At 72.7% G+C, this 17247-nt stretch carries 15 protein-coding genes; 7 read left to right on the forward strand and 8 right to left on the reverse strand.

The genetic code is table 11. The features are described 5' to 3' along the window. Positions 1 to 83: 83 nt before the first annotated feature. Positions 84 to 1265 carry an acyl-CoA dehydrogenase family protein gene (locus AB0881_RS28215; RefSeq protein WP_366621578.1) on the reverse strand — a complete coding sequence of 394 codons (1182 nt, stop codon included), beginning with the start codon at positions 1263 to 1265 and terminating at the stop codon, positions 84 to 86. 119 nt (positions 1266 to 1384) lie between these two features. Between AB0881_RS28215 and AB0881_RS28220 the strand changes: the two genes are divergently transcribed. The 3 genes from AB0881_RS28220 (at position 1385) to AB0881_RS28230 (ending at position 3960) form a co-directional block, all read left to right on the forward strand. Then, a complete protein-coding gene (locus tag AB0881_RS28220; RefSeq protein ID WP_366621580.1) occupies positions 1385 to 2086 on the forward strand; it encodes a helix-turn-helix domain-containing protein in 702 nt (233 codons plus the stop codon). 65 nt (positions 2087 to 2151) lie between these two features. After that, complete coding sequence (locus tag AB0881_RS28225) at positions 2152 to 2709, forward strand: dihydrofolate reductase family protein (protein ID WP_366621582.1); 558 nt, start codon at positions 2152 to 2154, stop codon at positions 2707 to 2709. 135 nt (positions 2710 to 2844) lie between these two features. After that, on the forward strand, positions 2845 to 3960 hold the full coding sequence (locus tag AB0881_RS28230; RefSeq protein ID WP_366621584.1) for a hypothetical protein: 1116 nt from the start codon (positions 2845 to 2847) through the stop codon (positions 3958 to 3960). An 11-nt stretch (positions 3961 to 3971) separates the two neighbouring features. On the opposite strand, the gene AB0881_RS28235 is transcribed toward AB0881_RS28230, so the two are convergent. Then, a complete protein-coding gene (locus AB0881_RS28235; protein ID WP_366621586.1) occupies positions 3972 to 4814 on the reverse strand; it encodes an SGNH/GDSL hydrolase family protein in 843 nt (280 codons plus the stop codon). Positions 4815 to 4985: 171 nt separating this feature from the next. On the opposite strand from AB0881_RS28235, the gene AB0881_RS28240 reads away from it, so the two are divergent. Continuing rightward, positions 4986 to 5189, forward strand: coding sequence for a hypothetical protein (locus tag AB0881_RS28240; protein ID WP_366621588.1), 204 nt, complete (start codon positions 4986 to 4988; stop codon positions 5187 to 5189). Between the two features lie 16 nt (positions 5190 to 5205). Here AB0881_RS28240 and AB0881_RS28245 read toward each other — a convergent pair whose 3' ends face one another. Beyond that, the gene (locus AB0881_RS28245; protein ID WP_366621590.1) at positions 5206 to 6129 is read right to left on the reverse strand and encodes an RNA polymerase sigma-70 factor; all 924 of its coding nucleotides are present in this window, start codon (positions 6127 to 6129) and stop codon (positions 5206 to 5208) included. Positions 6130 to 6223: 94 nt separating this feature from the next. Further along, a complete protein-coding gene (locus AB0881_RS28250) occupies positions 6224 to 7423 on the reverse strand; it encodes an epoxide hydrolase (protein WP_366621592.1) in 1200 nt (399 codons plus the stop codon). A gap of 84 nt (positions 7424 to 7507) precedes the next feature. On the opposite strand from AB0881_RS28250, the gene AB0881_RS28255 reads away from it, so the two are divergent. Then, on the forward strand, positions 7508 to 8089 hold the full coding sequence (locus AB0881_RS28255; protein ID WP_366621594.1) for a CGNR zinc finger domain-containing protein: 582 nt from the start codon (positions 7508 to 7510) through the stop codon (positions 8087 to 8089). A gap of 231 nt (positions 8090 to 8320) precedes the next feature. Here AB0881_RS28255 and AB0881_RS28260 read toward each other — a convergent pair whose 3' ends face one another. From AB0881_RS28260 to AB0881_RS28275, 4 genes are all read right to left on the reverse strand, one after another. Next, positions 8321 to 11572 carry a DUF4132 domain-containing protein gene (locus tag AB0881_RS28260; protein WP_366621596.1) on the reverse strand — a complete coding sequence of 1084 codons (3252 nt, stop codon included), beginning with the start codon at positions 11570 to 11572 and terminating at the stop codon, positions 8321 to 8323. A 93-nt stretch (positions 11573 to 11665) separates the two neighbouring features. Then, the gene (locus AB0881_RS28265) at positions 11666 to 12067 is read right to left on the reverse strand and encodes a MerR family transcriptional regulator (RefSeq protein WP_366621598.1); all 402 of its coding nucleotides are present in this window, start codon (positions 12065 to 12067) and stop codon (positions 11666 to 11668) included. A gap of 218 nt (positions 12068 to 12285) precedes the next feature. Next, positions 12286 to 13776, reverse strand: coding sequence for a SulP family inorganic anion transporter (locus AB0881_RS28270; RefSeq protein ID WP_366621600.1), 1491 nt, complete (start codon positions 13774 to 13776; stop codon positions 12286 to 12288). 480 nt (positions 13777 to 14256) lie between these two features. Beyond that, on the reverse strand, positions 14257 to 15855 hold the full coding sequence (locus AB0881_RS28275; RefSeq protein WP_366621602.1) for a peptide chain release factor 3: 1599 nt from the start codon (positions 15853 to 15855) through the stop codon (positions 14257 to 14259). Positions 15856 to 15949: 94 nt separating this feature from the next. On the opposite strand from AB0881_RS28275, the gene AB0881_RS28280 reads away from it, so the two are divergent. Both AB0881_RS28280 and AB0881_RS28285 read left to right on the forward strand, forming a co-directional pair. Continuing rightward, positions 15950 to 16096, forward strand: a complete 147-nt coding sequence (locus tag AB0881_RS28280; RefSeq protein ID WP_366621604.1) for a hypothetical protein — start codon at positions 15950 to 15952, stop codon at positions 16094 to 16096. A 403-nt stretch (positions 16097 to 16499) separates the two neighbouring features. Next, positions 16500 to 17231 carry a spermidine synthase gene (locus tag AB0881_RS28285; protein WP_366621606.1) on the forward strand — a complete coding sequence of 244 codons (732 nt, stop codon included), beginning with the start codon at positions 16500 to 16502 and terminating at the stop codon, positions 17229 to 17231. The last annotated feature ends 16 nt before the right edge of the window (positions 17232 to 17247 follow it).

Below are 17247 nucleotides of genomic sequence, written 5' to 3' on the forward strand. Positions count from 1 at the left end.
GAATTCGTAAGGTCGTTCGTCCAGAAAGGCGGAGAGTGATCCTGGTTTGTCCGATAGGAGGGGAGTCCCGCGCGGCGCCGGGGTCAGTAGGACCGGGGGAGGTTCAGCTCGTGCTGGGCGATGTGGGCCAGCACCATCTCCTCGGCGACCGGGATGTTCTTGGCGATGCGGGCGTCGCGGAACATGCGGGCCACCGGGTACTCCAGCGAGTACGCCATGCCGCCGTGGGTCTGGAAGGCGCGGTCGGCCGCCTGCCAGGCCGCGTCGGCGGCGGTGAGCTTGGCGATGTTGGCCTCGGACCCGCACGGCTTGCCGGCGTCCCAGAGCCAGGCGGCCTTGTAGGTCATCAGCCGGGCCAGCTCCAGCTGCGCCTTGATCTTGGCGAGCGGGAAGGCGATGCCCTGGTTGGCACCGATCGGCTTGCCGAAGGGCGCGCGGTCGCGGGCGTACGCGCAGGCGATCTCCAGGACGAGCTCGCCGGAGCCGACACCGCCGGCCGCGGCCAGGATCCGCTCGGGGTTGAGGATGTCCCACAGGACCGCGAACCCCAGGTCGGGCTCGCCGAGGACGCGGTCGGCCGGGACGCGGACGTCGTCCAGGAACACCATGCTGGAGGCGACGGTGTTGGTGCCGAGCTTGGGGATCGGACGGTACGTGAGCGTCCCCTCGGCCTCGGCCTTCTTGATGTCGACCAGGAAGACGGTGAAGCCCGCCGTGCGCGGCTTCGCCTCCGCCGCCGGGATCGTGCGGGTGACCAGCACCATGTGGTCGGCCCGCTCGACGCCGGAGATCCAGATCTTCTGGCCGCTGATCAGGTAGTGGTCGCCGTCCCGGCGGGCGTGGGTGGTGATGTTGAGGGCGTTGCTGCCGGCGTCCGGCTCGGTGATGGCGAAGCAGGTCTCCAGCTCGCCGGCGGCGATCCCGGGCAGGAACTCGGCCTTCTGCGCCTCGGTGCCGTGCCGGGTGATGGTGAGCCCGCCGAACGCCGGGGTGAGCAGGTACATGAACGAGGCCGCGCCGCCGGCGCCGCCGCCCGCCAGGCTCTCCAGCGCCACGGCGAGCTCCAGCAGGCCCTGCCCGGCGCCGCCGTACTCCTCGGGGATCGCCAGGCTGTGCCAGCCGCCGTCGACCAGTTCGCGCCAGACCTCCTCGGGCCAGCGCTTCTCGGTGTCGCACCGGTCCCAGTAGTCCTGGCCGTACTTCCCGGCGATCGCCCCCACGCCATCGCGCACCGCGATCGCGCTCTCCGGCAGGTCGAAGTCCACTCGCGCCTCCTCCGAACGGTCGTTGCGGATCCACCGTAGCCCACCCGAGTAAGTGCGCACTGACGCGGGTCGGTGGCAGGGTTCTCGTAAGGCCGGGGCCGCGAGAAGGGAACGACCGGATGGGTCTCGACACGCAGAGCCGACCGTCCGAATCGCCGTTCATCGAGCGGGTGTGGCGCAGCCGCAGCTCCGGCGTCGACCGGATGGCGGCGATCGCGACCGCGAACTGGGACCTGGTCTTCTGCGAGCGGCGCGGCCGGGTCGAGGTGTTCGTCCAGGGCCCGGAGCCGGCCGCCGGCCCGGCGCCGGTCCCCGACGGCACCGCGTTCTTCGGGATCACCTTCGCGCTGGGCACGGTGATGCCGCACCTCCCGCCGGGACGGCTCGTCGACCGGGGCGTCGAGATCCCCGGCGCGACGCGCGCCTCGTTCCCGCTGAAAGGCTCCCGCTGGCACCTCCCCGGATACGGGAACGCCGAGGAGTTCGTCCGGCGGCTGGTGCGCGAGGACGTCCTGGTCCGGGACCCCGTCGTCGCGAGCGCGCTGCGGGGCGAACCGCCCGGGGTGTCGGAACGCACCGTCCAGCGGCGCTTCGTGGCGGCGACCGGGCTCACCCGGGGCACCGTCCGCCAGATCGGCAGGGCGCGGCAGGCGGCGGCCCTGCTGCGGGACGGGCTGCCCGCCCACGAGGTGGTGCACCGGCTCGGCTACTTCGACCAGCCGCACCTCGCGCGGTCGCTGGCCCGGTTCGTCGGCCGTACCGCCACCGAACTGGGCGTCCGCGAGCCGGCGGTGCCGCTGTCGCTTCTGTACAAGACATGATCCGGGGGCGCCCCTAACGTTTCGGACCCGGCTCACGGGGAGCGGGGAAACGGGAGGTCGCCACCATGCGCAAGGTCGTCTCGACGCTGTTCATCTCGCTCGACGGGGTCGTCGAAGCGCCCGACAGGTGGCAGTCCACCTGGGGCGACGAGTCGGCCGCGGCCCTGGCGCGGGCGCTGGACACCTCGGACACGGTGCTGCTCGGCCGGTCCACGTACGAGATGTGGGCGGGGTACTGGCCGGGCTACGACGGCACCGACGACGCGGCGTTCGCGGACTGGATCAACAAGGCGCCCAAGTACGTCGTCTCCCGCACCCTGGACGATGTCGGCGAATGGCCCAACAGCCACCTGGTCAAGGGGGACCTTGCGGCGGCGGTCGGGCGGCTGAAGGAGGCGGACGGCAAGGACATCGCGGTCGCCGGGAGCCCCGGCCTGGTCGCGTCCCTGCTGGAGCGGGACCTGCTGGACGAGCTCGCGCTGATGATCAACCCGGTGGTCGCCGGCGGCGGCCTGCGGAGGCTGTTCCCCGGCGACGCCACGATGAAGAGGCTGGAACTGGTGCGAGCCGAGCCGACCAGCACCGGCGTGATCCTGGCGACCTACCGCCGCCCGCAGAACTGACCGCAGCGCAAAGAGAGGCCGTCATCGATCCCCCAGCGGGATTGAAGACGGCCTCTGAGTCCGCCCGGCGGGAACGCCTCCATGGCGGACCGCGTCGGACATGCCGTGATCGCTGCGCGAGGAGGAGGCCGCACCGTGACGGCGGAGATCGTGACAGGCTCGTTCCCCCGGGACCAGATCGTCGGGTTCGGCGGCCTTCCGGTGCTGGACGCGCTGCCCTCGCGCGGCAGCCGGCACCTGCGGGAGGCCGCCGCGGCCGCGCTGGAGCGCATGGGCGCGCCCGTCCCGCCGGGCCTGCCGCCCGACGAGCGGGGCGACGCGGAACGCCTGGCGGCGGCGCTCGCCGATCCCGGGTCGGTGGCCTGGTGGCTGCCGCTGGTGTCCTGGAACGGCGGCGCGTTCCGCCACACCGGCGACCACCTGCGATGGCTCGCCGAACGGACGCGGACCGGCGCCGTCGGCGCACTGGTGATCGGCGGCACCTTCGACCACGGCCGGGTGGAGGCCGACGCGGCGGAGCCGGCCGGCACGCCCCGTCCCCCGGTGCGCGTCACCCCGATCGGCGGGGATCCGTACGCGGGCGACGACGAGGTGGTGCTCGCCCGGGCCGTCCGGGCGCTGGCGGAGCGGGCGGCGGACTTCCCGAACCTGCGGGCGCTGTTCGCCGGGGAGATCGACGACGACCAGGTCTTCCACGGCGCCGAGGTCGACGCGGCCGCCCTGCTGGAGGCCTTCCCGGCGCTCGAAGAGCTCGTCATGTGCGCCCATCTGGCACTGCGGTTCCGCGCCACCGGCCACCGCGCGCTCCGCCGGCTGGCGTTCCACGGCATGCTCGAGCCGGACGAGATCCGCGGGATCGCCGCCTCCCGGCTGCCCGCCCTGGAGGCCCTGGAACTGTGGTCGGCGGAGGACTTCGGCGACGAGCAGGATCCGGACGAGCGGTCCGCCCTCGACGAGCTGTTCGGCGGCGGCACGCTGCCGCGCCTCCGCCATCTGGGGCTGCGCGGGTTCACGTTCATCGACCGGATGGTCGAGCAGCTGGCCGGGTCGCGGATGCTGCCCCGGCTGAGCAGCCTCGACCTGTCCCGCGGCCCCCTCACCGACGCGGGCGCGGCGGTGCTGCTGGAGTCCGCCGCCTTCCGCGGCCTGGAACGGCTGGAACTCGGTCACCACCGCATGTCGGCGGACATGGCCGGACGGGTCGCCCGGACCCTCGGCGACGCGGGCGTGGAGGTCGGCACCGGCGCGTGACCGTGCGCCGCCTACCGTCCCCCAGCGGGGAGGACCTTCAGGAACGCGCCGGCGATCTTCTGGTACCCGGCCGGGGTCGCGTGGCCGTCGCCGTCGCCGCACTGGTACGTCCAGGCGCAGATCCGGGCCACGGCCAGCGGAACGGTGCCGTACGGAGGCGCCGCCACCTTGGTGGTGAGGTCGTGCCCGGAGAAGGCGCCGTTCACGTCGGCGACCCGGAACCCGCCGGCGCGGTAGACGGCGTGCTCGTAGGTGTTGAAGACGTCGATGACCGGTATCGACGCGAGGGCGGCGGCCTTTCCGCCGCCGCCCGACACCCAGGACGCCAGGCCGGGGTTGTAGTAGTTCATCGCGGCGTACACGGGGGTGCCGCCTCCGGCCAGCCGTACCCGCGCGGTGATCCGAGGCAGGTTCGCGACCAGGGAGCCGACGCCTTTGAGCGCGCAGCCCGCGTCGACGCCGCCGCCGGGCAGGCAGGCGTTGGTGTCGTTGGCGCCGATGTTCAGGGTGACGTACCGGACGCGGCCCGAGTGCTTCTTCAGGAACGACTCGGCGGCGTTCAGCTGGGATCCCGCCGCGTACCGGCAGATGCCGCCGTCGAGCATCGTCGTGGTGGTCTCGCCCGGGCAGCCGAGTTTCACCAGTTTCAGCCGGGGATGCCGTGCCTTCAGGTCCGCATGGAGCCGGTCGGTGTAGCCCTGGTCGGTGCGGCCCGGCCCCGGTTGCACGCCCACGGACAGCGAGTCGCCGAGCGCCAGGTAGTACTCGGGGGCGGCCGCCGCGGCGGCGGTGCCCGTCAGGCTCATCGCCGAGACGGCGGTGACGGTGGCGGCGATCGGCCCGGCCAGGCGCATCCCTGCTCCAGAGTGCTCGGTTCGAGGGGAATCTAACAGACAACGATGTCTTTTTGGAGTGGCCGGAGGGCGCTCCCGCGGACTCCTTCATCGCCGATACCGCCCGTGTTCACCGTCCGTACGTCTGACAAACGCTAGTGTCTTTTTGACAGTTCACCGAAGGGAGCGGCCGTGGGAAACAAGACGGACAAGGCGTGGAGCGCCTACAACATGGTGTACGTGGGCCTCGCCGCCGTGGTGGGCGTGGCGTTCCTCGTCCTCGCGATGACCGACCCCTCCGGGGCGGGCACCAACCTCGCGTACGCGTTCGCGGCGTTCGCGGCGGGCGCCGTCCTCTTCTTCCTCGACCGGAGGAAGGGGACCCGGGGGCGGTGACTCCCGGCCCGGCGGCTCAGCGGCGCAGGGCGGTCGCCCGCTCGACACGTGACAGCTTCTCGGGGTTGCGCACGGCGTAGAGGCCGGTGATGAGGCCGTCGCCGACGCGCACCGCCAGGACGGTGTCGACCTCGCCGCCGAGCCGGAAGACCAGTGCGGGGTGGCCGTTGATCTGCGCCGGCTCCAGCGAGGCCGCCGGGCCGAACCTGCGCAGGCCCGCGAGGAGCGGGGCCACCCGGCCGGCGCCGACGACGGGCGCCGGCGCGGCCGCCCTGATCCCGCCGCCGTCCCCGAGGAAGACGACGTCCGGGGCGAGGATGTCGAGCAGGCCCTGCAGATCGCCCGTCTCGACGGCGTGCCGGAACGCCGCGAGCGCGCTCCGGGCCTCGCTCGCGGAGACGGCCGCGCGCGGCCGGCGCGCGGCGACATGCGACCGCGCCCGGTGGGCGATCTGGCGGGCCGCGGCGGGACTCCTGCCGACGGCCTCGGCGATCTCGTCGTAGCCCAGGCCGAACACCTCGCGCAGCACGAACACCGCCCGCTCGACCGGCCCGAGCGTCTCCAGCACCAGCAGCATCGCCATCGAGACGCTCTCGGCCAGCTCGACGTCCTCGGCGACGTCCGGCGTGGTCAGCAGCGGCTCGGGCAGCCACGGGCCGACGTAGGACTCCCTGCGGCGGCCGAGCGTGCGCAGCCGGCTCAGCGCCTGCCGGGTGGTGATCCGGATGAGGTAGGCGCGCGGCTCCCGTACCGCGGCCAGGTCGACGCCCGTCCACCGCAGCCAGGTCTCCTGGAGGACGTCCTCGGCGTCGGCGGCCGAGCCGAGCATCTCGTAGGCGACCGTGAACAGCAGGTTGCGATGCGCCACGAACGCCTCGGTGGCCGGGTCCATCCCACCCTCGGCCGGCGGCCCGGCGGTCGTCTCGCTGCGTTCGTTCATCGCCGGCTCCTTCAGTGTGTCCGCTCCCGGTCGTGGCACGAACACAGGACGCCGCCACCCGCCGCCCTGTGACACCCGCGCCCGGTGGCGTGCGTCACAGGCCCGGGCTGCCGCCGCCGGGCCTGCCGGTGGCGGCCAGCACCGCCGCGAGGCCCTCCTGGAGATCCTTGACGAAATACTCGGGAACCTCCAGCGACGGGAAATGCCCCCCGGTTCCGGGCGTATTCCAGCGGACGATCCGCCGGTACCGTTCCTGTGCCCAGGGGCGCGGGCACTTCTCGATGTCGCGGGGGTACACACTGATCGCCGACGGGACGTCGACCCGGAGTTCGGGGTCGAGCGAGTCGTGGCTCTCGTAGTAGATGCGGGCCGCCGACGCGCCGGTCCTGGTCAGCCAATACAGGGTGACGTCGTCGAGCACCCTGTCCCTGGAGATCGCCTCGAACGGGCTGTCGTCGGTCTCCGTCCACTCGGCGAACTTGTCGAGGATCCAGGCGAGAAGCCCGACCGGCGAGTCGACGAGCGAGTAGCCGATGGTCTGCGGCCGGGTCGCCTGCTGCTTGGCGTACGCCGCGCGGTAGAGCCAGAAGTCGCGGGTCTCCTCGGTCCATTCGCGCTCGGCCGCCGTCAGCCCGTCCGTGGCCAACCCGGGAGGCGCCTGCGCGGTCGTCGTGTGGATGCCGAGCACGTGCTCCGGGAACCTGCCGCCGAGGATCGTGGTGATCACACCTCCCCAGTCGCCGCCGTGCGCCGCGAACCTGCCGTAGCCGAGCCTTCCCATCAGTTCCACCCAGGCGGCCGCGATCTTTTCGATCCCCCACCCGGTGGCGGCCGGCTTGTCGCTGTAACCGAAGCCCGGCAGTGACGGGGCGACGACGTGGAACGCCGGTGCGTCCGCGCTTTTCGGATCCGCCAGCTCGTCTACTACATGGGCGAACTCGGCGACGCTGCCCGGCCAGCCGTGTGTCAGGAGCAGAGGCGTGGCGTCCGCGCGGGTGGACCGGCGGTGCAGGAAGTGGATTCCCAGGCCGTCGATGGCTGTGCGGAACTGCCCGATCCGGTTGAGGCGCGCCTCGAACGTCCGCCAGTCGTACCCGGTACGCCAGTAGTCCACGACATCGACGAGGTCGGCGAGGGGAACGCCCTGCTCCCATCGGCGCGGGCCGGGCGCGGCGCGGTGGACCGTCTCGGCTTCCGGCAGCCGTGCCGCGGCCAGTCGCGCGCGCAGGTCGTCCAGGTCGGCGTCGGTCGCGTGGGCTTCGAATGCCTGCACGTCGCTGGTCTGGCGGTTCATGAGCCCTCCTCGGCCGTCGGGTGAACCGGCTAAGACGGTTCTAACAGGTCCGGATCTCGGCCCGCAACCGGCTAAGGTGGTTCCATGAGCGCTCGGTTCCCCGGCTTCCGCCTCGGCAAGGTGCTGGCGACCAGCTTCACCGGGACCCTGTCGGAGCGGCATGGCGACGCCGTGGAGCGCATCCCCACGCCGGGCCGGCTCGTCGACTGGCTGGTGGTGAGCGGCCTGGCCGTGGAGTCCTGCACCACCGCCCAGCTCGAACGCGCCCGCGAGCTGAGAGAGGCGATCCACGCGGCCGCGACGGCGGCCGCGCGCCGGGACCCGCTCCCCGCGTCCGCGGTCCAGGTCATCAACGACTGCAGCGCTCAGGGGCGGGCCGCGGCCGTCCTGACGCCCGAGGGCGATCGGCGGTGGAGACTCGGCTCGGCATCGGCCGTGGAGGACGCCCTAGGCGTCATCGCCGCCGACGCGATCAGCATCATCGCGGGCGAACGAGACGGGAGACTGGCCTTGTGCGCATCGCCGACCTGCCGGGCGGCCTTCTTCGACACCAGCCAGAGTCGCACCCGCAAATGGTGCGAGATGAACACGTGCGGAAATCGCCAGAAGAAGGCGCGCTTCAATGCCGGCAAGCACGAGAAACCCGGCTCGGCGAAGCAGTCATAGCCCGCGGTATATCCAGGTGGAACCCGCGTCTGCGGCACACCGCCTCTCCACACATATAGGCGGGTTCACGGTCGGGGTGGCCCGAGTTCGAGAACGTGGCTGTTCGTGGTGAAGCCCAATCGTCGGTAGAGCGGGCGGGAACGCGTGCCGGCGCGGACCGAGAGGTACTCCAGACCGAGCGCCGACGCGGTGCCGATGACGGCCTCGATCGCCCGCGCTGAGCAACCGGCTTTACGTGGCCGTGCGGCCGTCGGTGAGGTGGAGGATGTCGTTCAGGAGCTCCGAGGCGTTCATCGCGTCGAGGTCGGCGAAGGTCGCGGGATTGTGCGCGCCGGGCCGCCGGGACGGGTCGTGGCCGGGGATGATGCGGACCCCCTCGATCCGCTGCTCCGGCCAGTCTCCCGGAGCGACGACGGAGATGCCGGGGTCGAGGTCCAGCACGACCGTCCGGGCGCCGGGCAGGCGCCGCGAGATCCAGAAGATGAGGCCGTTGTCCTGGGGGACGCCGCGGTCCCAGCCCCGCCGCTCCATGCCCTGCACCGCGCCGGTCGTGACGGTGAGGCCGCGGAAACGGTCGAGCGCGGCACCGGCACGTTCACTCTCGGTCAGCGCGTGGACTGGCCGGCCGATCTGGGGGAACGGCTGGGAGATCTCGTAGTCGGCGAAGACGTCGGACCACGCCGCCAGCTCGTCCGCGGGCACGCTCAGGGGATGCACGAGCCCGACCTCGTCCGCGCCGGCCAGGGTGAACTCGGTGTCGTGGACGTCGGCGAGCGAGCGGTCCTCGGCGATCCGGAACGTGCGGTCCCCGGACGTCCACAGCAGCCGGCGGGCGATGTGCCAGATCAGGGGATGCCCGGCGATGAGCTCGCTGAACTCGCCCGCGCTCCAGCGCCGCCCGGTGACCATCGCCCGCTCCAGCCGCTCCAGCTGTGCGGCCGCGGTGGCGCGCGCCTCCTTCTTCAGTTCGGTGAACCGCTTGTACGCCGCCGGGGCCAGTTCGGCGTCGTCGCGCGCGCCGGGCTTCGGGAGGCTCGCCCGCCGCCTGCCGTCGCCGTCGAGCACGAACGGCTTGAGCCGCTCGTCGAACCCGGCCGTGAACCGGCGCGGGCCGTAGTCGAGGACGAGCGTGCCCGCCGCGTCCAGGCCCAGATCCGGGACGAGCCGGTCGGCGAGCCGCTCGGCGCTCAGCCCGCGGTCGGCGGCGAGCGCGGTGATGCGGTCGCGCGCCTGTCCCCGCAGGCCCTTGTACTTGATCCGCTCGGCGATGCCGTTGAGCCGCCCGAGTGCGGCGTCGGTGCCGATCGCGACGAGCGCGTCGAGGCCCGCGACGGCCATGCGGTTCCCGTTCATGCCCGGCCACCTGCGGATCACCGGCTCCAGGCCGCGCGCCGTGGTGTCGTCCCCGAGCAGGCCCAGCGCCGTCATGACCCAGCCCTCGTCCTCGAGGCCACGGCCGCCGCCGCGCTCGCGCAGGCCGGACAGCTCGAAGAGCCTCCAGGCGAACGCGGCGAGGGAGGCGGGCTCGCACGCCTCCCGCACCGCGTCCACGCCCGGGTGGACGTCGTCGAACTCCGACACGGTGAGGAGCGTGACCAGATGGCCGGCCGCCGTGCCGGGCAGGGCCCGCCCGTCCCGCAGCAGCACCTGGGGGAGCAGGTACGGGTCCAGCCAGCCCGGCGCACCGGGGATCCGCGCGGGGAGGAGGGCCGCCATCGGGTCCAGCGCGACCAGCGCCTCGATCCCGGCGGCGGCCTCGGCGCCGTGCTCCCGGCCCGCCGCCAGGACGTCGCCGGCGTGCCCATGCGAGGCGAGGTGGACCAGCGCCGTCTCGGCGTCGCGCCGGGCCCGCCGGTCGGCGGCCTTCTTCGCGGCGGAGAGCGCGGCGGGGACCAGCGCGCGTGCCGCGGCCCCCGCGTGCCGCGCGAACCAGCGTTCCGCGACGGGGCGCAGCGCCGGACGCCGCAGCCGCCATTCCGCCATCCGCGCGGCGATGCCGGCGTCGCAGAACGGGAGCAGGAGCTCCGCGGCGGCCGCGGGCTGCGCGTCCGCCATGTCCAGCGCCGCCGGGGCGGCGTCCGCGGAGAACCGCGCCAGGATCGGCTTCAGCCGTGCGGGGACGGCCTCGGTCAGGCCGGGCCTCCAGCGCGCGAGCAGGGGCCGGACGTCCTCCTCGGGGCCGGACAGGAACAGCTCCCACTGCCGTTCGGCGGGCAGCCGGCGGTCGCGGAAGAGCTCGATCTCCTTCTCCCAGTCGACCTTCCCTCCGGCCGGGGGAGCGCTCCAGCGCTCGCGTTCACCGGGCTCCCATTCGGCCGTCCGCTCGACCGGGGGTTCGAGGCCCTTGACGGTGACGCGCCCCCGGTCCGGCAGGCCCCCGGCCCAGGGCGGATCGGCCAGTACGGACGGCAGATCCTCGAGCGCGGCTTCGTCGGCCCACCCCGCCTCCCGCACGGCCGGGCCGCCCAGCAGGCGCGCCGCGTACCGGGCGATCTCCCCGGGGCCGGAGTCCGCGGCATCGCGGAGAGCCCGGCGCCCGCGCTCCGGGAAGCGCTCCGCGGCCTGGACGAGGACCGCGTGCACGCCCGGCCGGTCGAGGCGTTCCACCAGGGCCTTCAGCGCCTCGTCGGACGGCAGGATCCCCATGACCTCCAGCGCCCGCGGGTCGGCCGTCCGGTCGATGAGATCGGCCAGCAGAGGGACCAGGGCGGGACCGAGCCCGTCGGCCGCCGTGTACAGATCCTGCTGCCCGACCAGCCGGTCCCACAGCTGCCGCGTCCCGCGGAACCGCGCGACCTGGTCCGGCGTGCCGAGCGAGCACATGACCCGCCGCGCCAGGCAGGGCGGCAGATCGTCGGGCAGCTCGGCGCACAGGTCGTCCACCCAGCCGGTCTCCGACGGGGCCAGGAACGCCGTGGCGATCCGCGCGACCAGGTCCTGGCGGCATTCCGCCAGTGCCTCGACCACGTCCCGGTACTCCTCGTCACCGGCCGCCGCGATGAGCGCGCGTACGCGCGGAGCGACATCGTCGAAGGCCGCGTCGCCGTGACCCCACAAGAGCGCGGGGTCGTCGTGGCGCACCAGCCGAAGACGCCGGCCCCTGCCTCCTCCATCGGGCTCGACCCGGACGCGGGCCAGCCCCGCCGTCGCCGCGGCCGCGAACGCCGGACCGTGCTCCGCGGTCCACGCGTCCGCGAGCTCCTCCGCCTCGATGGCCCCTTCCGCGGCCGCCGCGAGAACGGCCGCGCCGGTGGGGGTCGCGGTGCCGTCCAAGTGGGCGCGGGCGGGCTCGACCAGCTCGGGAGAGCTTTCCCCATGGCTCAGCAGCCGTTCGGCCTTCGCGCGTGACTCCGCCAGGACCTTGCGCAGCCGTTCGGCGGCGGTGGGGTCGATGGCGGCGGGAGCCGCGGGCGTACCGCCACCGCGCCGAGGGTGGAGGTGGCTTCGCTGATGATCGGGGAGCACGAGCGCGTTCTCGGACATGGCCGGGGACGCTAGCACCGCCGGGTGACAACGCCCGCTCGGAGTCTTACACGGAACACGTCCGTGCGGTGCCGTACGCGCCGCACGGCTCGGCTAGGACCGGCCGTGCTGTCGCAGTTCGGTGGCGAGTTCGGCGGAGAACTGCTCGGCGTCGGCCAGGCGGGTGCGCATCTTGTCGCAGCGTTCCTCGACCAGGGCCCGGTAGAGGGCGAGCCGTTTGAGCAGTTCCGCGCGACCGGCGCCTTCGGCGGGACCGGACTGGAGGTCGTCGAGGACGGTCAGGAGGTCGCGCATCTCCTCCAGGGTGAAGCCGAGCGGCTTCATGCGCTTGATGACCAGCAGGCGGTTGACGTCGTCGTCGGTGTAGAGGCGGAAGCCGCCCTGGGAACGGGCCGAAGGCGGGGCGAGGCCGACCTCCTCGTAGTGCCGGATGGTGCGCAGGCTCAGCCCTGTCCGGTCGGCGACCTCGCCGATCTGCATGCGCTGTGCGCCCATCAGGCTCCTTCCGGGTCGCCGGAACGCGGCGGCCTCTTCTTCATCGCGGTCAGGGGTCCATCCTTCCCGGCCCGTGCGATCGGGGCGCCGCCGCCGTCCTGGCGCGGGTGGCGGAGAACGGCGTGACGCGACCCAGAACTCTGATGTTACGAAAGGGGAGTGTTGTCGTACCGGGGACGACTCGTTCACAGGGCCCGCCCGGCGGCGGCCGGCGCCGGTCACTGGCTGCCCGCGAGCTCGCCCGAGAGGGTGCCGTGCATCCTGGCGCTGCCCTCGTTGAGGCCGATGATCTCGACGGTCTTGCCGCGGGCCCCGTACTTGGCGGTGACGGCGTCGAGGGCGGCGACCGAGGAGGCGTCCCAGATGTGGGCGTCGGTGAGGTCGATGACGATGTGGCCGGGGTCGCCGGCGTAGTCGAACCGGTGGACCAGGTCGTTGCTGGAGGCGAAGAACAGCTCGCCGGTGACGGCGTACACCACCTGGCCGCCGTCGGGGTCGGTGACCGCCGAGACCTCGGCCAGGTGGGCGACCCGGCGGGCGAAGATCACCATGGCGGTCAGGGAGCCGGCGATGACGCCGATGGCCAGGTTGTGCGTGGCCACGACCACGGCGACGGTGACGACCATGACGGTGGTCTCGCCGATCGGCATCCGCCTGAGGGTGGCCGGGGCGACCGAGTGCCAGTCGAAGGTGCCGACCGACACCAGGACCATCACCGCGACCAGGGCGGCCATCGGGATGTCGGAGACGATCGGCCCGAACACGATGCACAGGATCATCAGGAAGGCCCCGGCCAGGAAGGTGGAGATCCGGGTCCGGGCGCCGTTCTTGACGTTGATCATCGTCTGGCCGATCATCGCGCAGCCGCCCATGCCGCCGAAGAACCCGGTGACGATGTTGGCGACGCCCTGCCCGATCGACTCGCGGGTCTTGCCCGAGCGGGTGTCGGTGATGTCGTCCACCAGCTTGGCGGTCATCAGCGACTCCATCAGCCCCACCAGCGCGAACGCCAGCGCGTACGGGGCGAGCAGCGTCAGGGTGTCCAGCGTGAACGGCACGTCCGGCAGCCCCGGGGTCGGCAGCGAGGACGGGAGCGCGCCCTTGTCGCCGACGGTGGGGACGGCGATCCCGGCGCCGATGGTCAGCGCGGTCAGGATCGCGATCGACACCAGCGGCGCCGGGACGGCCTTGGTGACCTTGGGGAACAGGACCATGAGCGCCAGCCCGCCGATGACGAGCGGGTAGACGGGCCAGGGGACGTCGCGGAGTTCGGGGACCTGGGCCATGAAGATCAGGATGGCCAGCGCGTTGACGAACCCGACCATCACCGAGCGCGGTACGAACCGCATCAGCCGGGCCACCCCGAGCGCGCCCAGGACGATCTGGAAGAGGCCGCCGAGGATGACCGCGCCGATCAGGTAGCCGAACCCGTGCTCGCGGGACAGCGGCGCGACGACCAGGGCGATCGCGCCGGTCGCGGCCGAGATCATGGCGGGCCGGCCGCCGACGACCGCGATGGTGACGGCCATGGTGAACGAGGCGAACAGTCCCACACTGGGATCGACCCCGGCGATGATCGAGAACGAGATCGCCTCGGGGATCAGCGCCAGCGCGACGACCAGCCCGGCCAGCACCTCGGTGCGCAGCAGCTTGGCGGTGATCGGCGTGGCCGGCTTCAGCCGGCGGGCCAGGACGGCGGGCAGGGACAAGACACTCCAGACAGGGGTCGTGCACGCGCCGGTTCGGACGCGGGCGACAGCGGATCGAGAACAGGTCGAGGGCAGGCAGGGGAGCCGGCCTCATCGCCGGAGAGGGACACCGAAGATCCCGCGCGAGGCTCCGCGCGTTCCCCGGACTTCAGCGGATCGGCGCCACCGGCCGGCTCACATCGTCCGGCCCGCGTCCAGGGGCCGCGGCCATGCCGGCAGGCTCACGGCATGCTGCGACAAAACGAACTCCCCCGAGACTCGGATCGCCGGTTTGGATGACCACCGACAGGCCCTTCACAGGCCAGAACGTCACGGATCCGCACCCCAACGATCTCTACTTTAACGTGACGGAAGAGTTGGTTGTGCGAGTAGAGACCATCGTCACACCAGTGAGCGGTCGCCAGGGAACCGGGGACCGGACCAGGCCCGCGACTTTCGTTGAGAGGATCGATCGATGCCCGCCTCGGCGCGCGCTCCTGGTCAGTCGGTCACGCCCGCCGCGAGCATCGGGGTGAGGGTGAGCCCGGGGTGCTCGCGCTCGACGGCCCGCACGCGCCATTTGTCGGCGAACACCGCGATCAGTGAGCCGTCGAGGGAGCGGGTGAGGACCTCGACGCCGCGGCGGCCGTTCAGCGCCTCGGCCGACTCCTTGTCGGTGACGCGGGCGGTCGTGTAGTCGAGCCGGGTCAACTCGACCGGGGCGTTGAACTCCTCGGCCATCCGGGCGGTGACCACGTCGAACTGCAGCGGGCCGACCGCGGCGAGCACGGGCGCCTGGTCGCCGCGCAGGTCGCTGCGCAGCACCTGGACGACGCCCTCGCCGTCGAGCTGGTCGATGCCGCGGCGGAACTGCTTGGCGCGGCCATTGTCGGTGGCCCGCACCACCGCGAAGTGCTCGGGCGCGAACGCCGGGATCGGCGGGAAGGCCACCGGCGTCCTCACGTACAGGGTGTCGCCGACGGTGAGGCCGGAGGCGTTGGGCAGGCCGATGACGTCGCCGGGGTACGCGGTGTCCAGGGTGGAGCGGTCGCGGCCGAAGACCGTCTGGGCGTACTTGGTGGCCAGGGGGCGCCGGGTGGGGGCGTGGGTGAGGGCCATGCCGCGTTCGAACCGTCCCGAGCAGACGCGGATGAACGCCAGCCGATCGCGGTGCGCGCGGTCCATTCCGGCCTGCACCTTGAACACCTGGCCGGAGAACGGGGCGTCCACCGGCCGCCGGGCGCCCTCGGCGTCGGCTCGCGCCGAGGGGGCGGGCGCCAGCTCGCGGACCGCCTCCAGCAGCGCTTCCACGCCGAAGTTGGGCAGCGCCGCACCGAACAGGACCGGCGTGCAGAGCCCGGCACCGAACGCGTCCATGTCCAGCTCGGCGCCGATGGCCTCCAGCAGCCCCAGCTCCTCGGTCGCCGCCTCCCACGCCTCGCCCTCCTCGGCGGCGGCGCGGCCGGCGGGCACCCGCTCGGCGATGGCGCGGGTCGCGCCGCCGGGCGTGCGCCGGAACCGGGTGTAGGCGCCGCTCGCCCTGTCGATCAGGCCGCGGAAGTCGCCGGCGACCCCGACCGGCCAGTTCAGCGGAGCCGGACGCAGCCCGATGCGCTGCTCGACCTCGTCCAGCAGCTCCAGGGGCTCGCGGCCGGGACGGTCCCACTTGTTGACGAAGGTGATGACCGGGACGCCGCGGTGCCGGCACACGTCGAACAGCTTGAGCGTCTGGGCCTCCAGGCCCTTGGCCGAGTCCAGCAGCATGATCGCCGCGTCCACCGCCGCCAGCACCCGGTAGGTGTCCTCGGAGAAGTCGGCGTGCCCCGGGGTGTCCAGGAGGTTCAGCAGCGCGCCCCCGTACTCGAAGCGCAGCACCGACGAGGTGATCGAGATGCCCCGGGACCGCTCGATGTCCATCCAGTCCGAGGCCACGCCCCGGCGCCCGGACTTGCCGTGCACCGCCCCCGCCTCCTCGATCGCCGCGGCGTGCAGCGCCAGCGCCTCGGTCAGCGTCGACTTCCCGGCATCGGGATGGCTGATCACCGCGAACGTCCGCCGCCGCGCCGCCTGCGCCACCACATCGTCCGGCCTGCCGGTCACCGCGGCCCCTTTCGTGTTCGGCCTCGCCGGCCCACTGCGTGCGTGTCAGAGTGTTCGGGGCGGTAGCGCAGGGCCACTGTCCGGTTCTGCCCGGATGGGTTCGCTCGGCGCACGCCGCTGGTTCGCGGACGGGCCGGCGCCCGGGTCCTCGACGATCGGGCAGCCGCTCGCGCAGCAGCCCGAGGCGCCGGCCGACGTCCCGGCACCAGGCCTCCGGCTCATCGATCCGCTGCCGCGCTGACCACCTGGACCGCCCCCGGTCCCACACTCTACCCTTACGTTAGAGTACGTTGGCGTGGAACGTTCTCGCGCCGCTGTCTGCGGGCGTGCTCACGACGGCGCAGCAACACCCCGTCCCGATATCAGTGGGCATCGGATACCCGGTTGAAGCGGCCGTCCGACCAGGACACCACGTCCGCAGGCTCACAACGACCTCCTCACGGCGCCCGAAGCGGCCACGCATCCGCCGCCGTCGTCCAGGAACTGATAGACCTGCTCCACCAGCACGACGCACCCGACAACGTGACCCGCCGTGGTCGCCGATGGGAGCGAGACCCGCGCCTCCGCATACAGGGCCGGCCTCCACGGTGAGCACCGGCCCGCGATGACCACCACCTGAACCCACTCGCAACGCGGAAGGAACCATGGGGGCACTCTTCGAGGAACTTGACTGGCGCCCGACCCGGATGGGGGAGCTCAGCCTGAGACGCCGCCGTGACCCCCTGTCGGGCACCCAGGTGTACGAGATCAAGCTCGACGACGACTTCCTGATGTCGAGCCTCTGGACCGAAGGCGAGGTGGAACTGGCCCGCCTGGGACTGGCGGCCGCGCCCGGAGCCGAACTCGATGTCGTGGTCGGCGGGCTCGGCCTCGGCTACACCGCCGAGGCCGCCCTGGACGACGACCGGGTGCGCTCGCTCACGGTCGTGGAAGCGCTCGCCGAAGTGATCGAATGGCATGAGAACGGACTGGTCCCGAACGGCGATCGGCTGGTGTCCGATCCCCGCTGCGCACTGGTCGAGGGCGATTTCTTCGCCATGGCGGGCAGCCCGTCGGGCCTGGACTCCCAGGGGGAGGGCCGCCGCTTCCACGCCGTACTGGTGGACATCGACCATTCACCGCGCCACCTGCTGAACAGCGATCACGCCTCGTTCTATCAGCCGGACAACCTGCGCCGCCTGGCCGACCAACTACACCCCGGCGGCGTCTTCGCACTGTGGTCCAACGCCGCCCCGGACACCGATTTCCGCGCCGTTCTCGGCGAAGTGTTCCCCCAGGTGAAGGTACATGTCGTGGAGTTTCCCAACCCCGTTCAGGGCGGGACGGCGGCCAACACCGTCTACGTCGCCAACACGACCCCTGCGCCCACCCGCTGACCAGCGGGCGACAGGA

Source organism: Spirillospora sp. NPDC029432, from assembly GCF_040703975.1.
Lineage (GTDB): Bacteria > Actinomycetota > Actinomycetes > Streptosporangiales > Streptosporangiaceae > Spirillospora.